General features: G+C 72.0%; 4 protein-coding genes. 1 reads left to right on the top strand and 3 read right to left on the bottom strand.

All coding sequences use genetic code 11. The features are described from left to right. Window positions 1–32 precede the first annotated feature (32 nt). From ACFT55_RS19065 to murA, 3 genes are read right to left on the bottom strand one after another with little or no spacing between them, the layout of a single operon-like run. Window positions 33–1,091: an NAD(P)H-dependent glycerol-3-phosphate dehydrogenase gene (locus ACFT55_RS19065; RefSeq protein ID WP_380245422.1), complete on the bottom strand. Its 1,059-nt coding sequence runs from the start codon at window positions 1,089–1,091 to the stop codon at window positions 33–35. Next, window positions 1,088–1,846 (bottom strand): lysophospholipid acyltransferase family protein, encoded by a 759-nt coding sequence (locus ACFT55_RS19060; protein ID WP_380245421.1) that lies wholly within the window; start codon window positions 1,844–1,846, stop codon window positions 1,088–1,090. The genes ACFT55_RS19065 and ACFT55_RS19060 overlap by 4 nt, the downstream gene beginning before the upstream one ends. Before the next feature lie 58 nt (window positions 1,847–1,904). Beyond that, window positions 1,905–3,221 carry a UDP-N-acetylglucosamine 1-carboxyvinyltransferase gene (gene murA / locus ACFT55_RS19055; RefSeq protein WP_380245420.1) on the bottom strand — a complete coding sequence of 439 codons (1,317 nt, stop codon included), beginning with the start codon at window positions 3,219–3,221 and terminating at the stop codon, window positions 1,905–1,907. Window positions 3,222–3,448: 227 nt separating this feature from the next. Between murA and ACFT55_RS19050 the strand changes: the two genes are divergently transcribed. Continuing rightward, complete coding sequence (locus ACFT55_RS19050; protein ID WP_380245419.1) at window positions 3,449–4,810, top strand: MFS transporter; 1,362 nt, start codon at window positions 3,449–3,451, stop codon at window positions 4,808–4,810. Window positions 4,811–4,859: the final 49 nt, after the last annotated feature.

Here is a 4,859-nt window from a genome sequence, read left to right as displayed (position 1 = left end):
GCGCTGCGCGCCGCCGGCTGACCGGCGGCGCGTCAGGCGCCGACGCCCTCCGACTTCTGGGGCCGGGCGAGCAGTCCGCGGGCCATGTCCTCCACCGGCAGGCCGTCGTACAGGACGGCCACGACGCCGGCGGTGATCGGCATGTCCACGCCGTGCTTGGCGGCGAGGTCGAGCACGGAGCGGCAGGACTTGGCGCCCTCCGCCGTCGTGCCGGTGGCCTCGACCGCCTCGTCCAGCGTGCGGCCCTCGCCGATGCGGCGCCCCACCATGTGGTTGCGGGACAGCGGCGAGGCGCAGGTCGCGACGAGGTCGCCCATGCCGGCCAGCCCGGCGAAGGTCGCGGCGTCCGCCCCGAGCGCGAGCCCGAGGCGCGTGATCTCGACCAGGCCGCGCGTGATGACCGTGGCCGTCGTGTTGTCGCCGAAGCCGCGCCCCTGGGCCATGCCCACGGCGAGCGCGATGACGTTCTTCACGGCGCCGCACAGCTCCACGCCGGTGACGTCCCGGTTGAGGTAGGGGCGGAAGTACGGGGTGGTGCACGCCTCGGCGACCAGCCGCGTCGCCGCGTCGTCCGTGCCCGCGACGACGGTCGCGGTGGGCTGCTCCGCGGCGATCTCCCGGGCCAGGTTCGGGCCGGAGACGACCGTCACGCGCGCCGCCGGGACGTCGAGGGACTCGGCGATCACCTCGCTCATGCGCTGGTCGGTGCTGAGCTCGACACCCTTCATGAGGGAGACGATCACCGCGTCGGGCTCCACGAGCTCGCGCACCGCGGTCAGCGTGGCGCGCGCCACCTGCGACGGCACGGCCACGACGACGATCTGCGCTCCGGCGAGGGCGGCGGCGGCGTCCGTGGTGCCGACCATCGGCGGCAGCTCGATGCCGGGCAGGTACTTCTCGTTGCGGTGCGCCGTGGTGACCTCGTGCGCCACCGCGGCGTCGCGTCCCCAGAGCCGGACCTCGCACCCGGCGTCGGCGAGGACCTTCGCGAACGTCGTGCCCCACGAACCGGAGCCGAGGACGGCGACCCGGCGCGGCGCGGCCGCCGCGCGGGGGACGACGGGCAGCTCGGTGGTCAGGTCGTTGCTCAAGGGCGCTCCACGGGCGGGTAGTGGGTCTGCTTCTTCTCGTACTCGGGGTGCTTGCGCAGGTCGAACCGGGCCGCTGGCGGCGTCTCTCCGCGGATCTCCGCGAGGAGCGCCGTGAGCGCGTTCATCACGCGGTTGGTGGCTTCCCGCAGCACCTGGGTGTCGAGCGGGCGGTCGTACAGGTCGGACAGGTCCACCGGCGGGCCGGCGACGATCGTGACGCGCTTGCGCGGGAACGGGCGCAGGAGCCGCCCGTACCGCGGCAGGATCTTGTGCGCGCCCCACTGGGCGACGGGCACCACCGGCAGGCGGCTGGCCAGCGCCATCCGCGCCAGCCCGGTCTTGCCCTCCATGGGCCACAGGTCGGGGTCCCGCGTCAGGGTGCCCTCGGGGAGGATCGCGACGCAGGCACCGTCCCCGAGCTGCGCGCCCGCGTCCTCGAGCGACGTCGCGGCGGCGGCCGTGCCCCGGTCCACCGGGATCATCCGCGTGGCACGGAGCAGCGAGCCGACCACCGGCGCGGTGAACAGCCCGCGCTTGGCCAGGATCCGCGGCTCGAACCCCTTGTCGAAGAGGTAGTGCGCCAGCGTCAGTGCGTCGAACTCCGTGACGTGGTTCGCGGCGGCGATGAACCCGCCCTCGCGGGGCAGGTTCTCCTCGCCGCCGCGCCAGTCGTAGCGGACCATCGAGAACAGCAGGGGCCGCACGAGCCGCGCGACGGCGCGGTAACCACGGGAGTCAGGTCGGGCGATCGGCACGGGCTCAGAGCCTACCCGCCCGCGCCGACCGGCCGTGCCAGCGCGCCGGGGTGGCGCGTCAGCCGCGCGAGACGTCGGCCCCGAGGGCGACCAGCTTCTCCTGGAAGGACTCGTAGCCCCGGTCGATCAGGCTGATGCCGCGCACCGTGGAGGTGCCCTTCGCGGCGAGCGCCGCGATGAGGTGGGAGAACCCGCCCCGCAGGTCCGGCACCTCGATGTCCGCCGCGGACAGCGGCGTCGGGCCGGAGATCACGGCGGAGTGCTGGAAGTTGCGCTGCCCGAACCGGCAGTCCCGGCCGCCGAGGCACTCCTTGTAGACCTGGATCGTCGCGCCCATCTTGCGCAGCGCGTCCGTGAAGCCGAAGCGGTTCTCGTAGACCGTCTCGTGCACGATCGACAGGCCCTTCGCCTGCGTCAGCGCCACGACGAGCGGCTGCTGCCAGTCCGTCATGAAGCCGGGGTGCACGTCCGTCTCGAGCACGATGGGGTCGAGGTCGCCCCCGGGGTGCCAGAACCGGATCCCGTCCTCCTGGACGTCGAAGCGCCCGCCCACCTTCCGGAAGGTGTTGAGGAACGTCATCATCTCGGGCTGCGTGGCGCCCTTGACCGTCACGTCGCCGCCGGTGGCCAGCGCCGCGGACGCCCACGAGGCCGTCTCGATGCGGTCGTTGAGGGCGGTGTGGGAGTAGCCCTCGAGGCGGTCCACACCCTCGATGCGGATCACGCGGTCCGTGTCGACGGAGATGATCGCGCCCATCTTCTGCAGGACGGCGATGAGGTCCATGATCTCGGGCTCGATGGCGGCACCGGTGAGCTCGGTGATGCCCTCCGCGCGCACGGCCGTCAGGAGCAGCTGCTCCGTCGCGCCGACCGACGGGTACGGCAGCGAGATCTTGGTGCCCTGCAGGCGGCGCGGGGCGCGCAGCTGGATGCCGTTCGGCATCTTGTCCACGACGGCGCCGAACTGCCGCAGGATGTCCAGGTGGTAGTTGATCGGCCGGTCGCCGATCCGGCAGCCGCCCAGGTCGGGGATGAACGCCTCACCGAGGCGGTGCAGCAGCGGGCCGCAGAACAGGATCGGGATGCGGCTGGACCCGGCGTGCGCGTCGATGTCCGCCACGTGCGCCGACTCGACGTTCGACGGGTCCAGGTCGAGGATCCCGCCGTCCGGGTCCGCCTTCACGTTCACGCCGTGCAGCTCGAGCAGCCCGGTGACGACCGCGACGTCGCGGATCTGCGGGACGTTCCGCAGCACGCTCGCAGACTCCCCCAGCAGGGACGCCACCATCGCCTTCGAGACGAAGTTCTTGGCCCCTCGCACCGTGATGGTGCCCTCGAGCGGGGTCCCGCCGTTGACGTGCAGCAGATCGTTCATGTCGTCGTGTTCGTCCCGTCGTCGCGGATGCAGTGGTCCCAGGATGGTGTGTCCCAGTGCGCCGTCGATCCTGCCTCGCCCGGCACGGTGGTGCCAACACGCGCCGCCGCCGCCTTATTCACGTTCACCACACCTTCACGCTGCGGGCACCCTGCTCGCAGGTCGAGCGATTTCGTATGTCGAGACAAGTGTTCAGGATGCGGACCGCGGGCGTACGGTCCCCGCCCATGACCACCTCCGTCACCTCGGGCGCCCCGAGCACGCCGACGCCGGCCGTCAACTCGCGCGGCCGCGTCATCGTCGCGTCGCTCATCGGCACCTCCATCGAGTTCTACGACTTCTACGCGTACGCGACCGCGGCGTCGCTCGTCTTCCCCGCCCTGTTCTTCCCGAACCAGGACGGCACGACCGCCCTGCTCGCATCGTTCGCCGCGTTCGGCGTCGCGTTCGTGGCGCGCCCGGTGGGGTCCGTCCTCTTCGGTCACTTCGGCGACCGGGTGGGCCGCAAGACGACGCTGGTCGCGTCGCTCCTCACGATGGGGATCGCGACGGTGGTCATCGGCCTCATCCCCGCCGCGACGAACCCTGGCTGGGCCGTCCTCGCCCCGGTGGTGCTGGTGCTGTGCCGGTTCTGCCAGGGCCTGGGCCTGGGCGGCGAGTGGGGCGGCGCCGCCCTCCTCGCCACGGAGAACGCGCCGGCCGGCAAGCGCGCCGTGTGGGGCACGTTCCCCCAGCTGGGGGCGCCGATCGGCTTCATCCTGGCCAACCTGGTCTTCATCGGCCTCTCCCAGACCCTGTCGGACGCGCAGTTCGCCTCCTGGGGCTGGCGCGTGCCGTTCCTCGCGAGCTCGATCCTCGTGATCGTGGGCCTGTGGGTGCGCCTGCGGCTCATCGAGACGCCGGCGTTCCAGAAGGTCGTCGAGACCGAGGCCGTCGCGAAGGTGCCCGTGGCGGAGGTCTTCCGCACCTCGTGGCGCAAGGTGGCGTCCGGCACCTTCATCATGGTCGCCACGTACGCGCTCTTCTACCTCATGACCACGTTCACCCTGAACTACGGGGTCGCCGCCACGGACCCCACCGACGGCTCCCCCGCCGGGCTCGGCTACGAGAAGATCGACTTCCTGTGGATGCTCATCGTGGGCTGCGTCTTCTTCGGCGTCTTCACGCTGGTGTCGGGGCCGCTCGCCGAGCGCTACGGCCGGCGCCCGATGCTGCTGGTCGTGACCGGGGGCATCGCCGTGTTCGGCCTGCTCTTCGTGCCGCTGTTCGCCGGCGGCACGGTGGGCGTCCAGTCGCTCCTCATCCTCGGCTTCACCCTGATGGGGCTGACGTTCGGCCCGATGGCGGCCCTGCTGCCCGAGCTGTTCCCGGCGAACGTCCGCTACACCGGGGCGTCCGTGGCCTACAACCTCGCGTCGATCCTCGGCGCCGCCGTCGCGCCGTTCATCGCGGTGTGGCTGTGGGAGAAGGCCGGCTCCCCCGTGCTCGTCGGCGTCTACCTCGCCGCGATGGCCGGGGTCACGTTCGTCGCGCTGTGGCTGCAGAAGGAGACCAGGGACGTCGACTTCAGCGGGGACATCTCCGCCTGACCCCCTGAGCGTTGTGGGCGGGCGTCTGGCCCTGTTTCGGTCCCGAAAC

The organism is Isoptericola sp. NPDC057191, from assembly GCF_042670225.1.
Lineage (GTDB): Bacteria > Actinomycetota > Actinomycetes > Actinomycetales > Cellulomonadaceae > Isoptericola.
Note: the sequence above shows the minus strand (reverse complement) of the source record. Positions and strands in the feature narration are given on the sequence as shown.

Bases quoted from the DNA above. Each gene is read 5' to 3' on its own strand.
- murA (WP_380245420.1), bottom strand. From the start codon at position 3,221: ATGAACGATCTGCTGCACGTCAACGGCGGGACCCCGCTCGAGGGCACC.
- ACFT55_RS19050 (WP_380245419.1), top strand. From the start codon at position 3,449: ATGACCACCTCCGTCACCTCGGGCGCCCCGAGCACGCCGACGCCGGCC.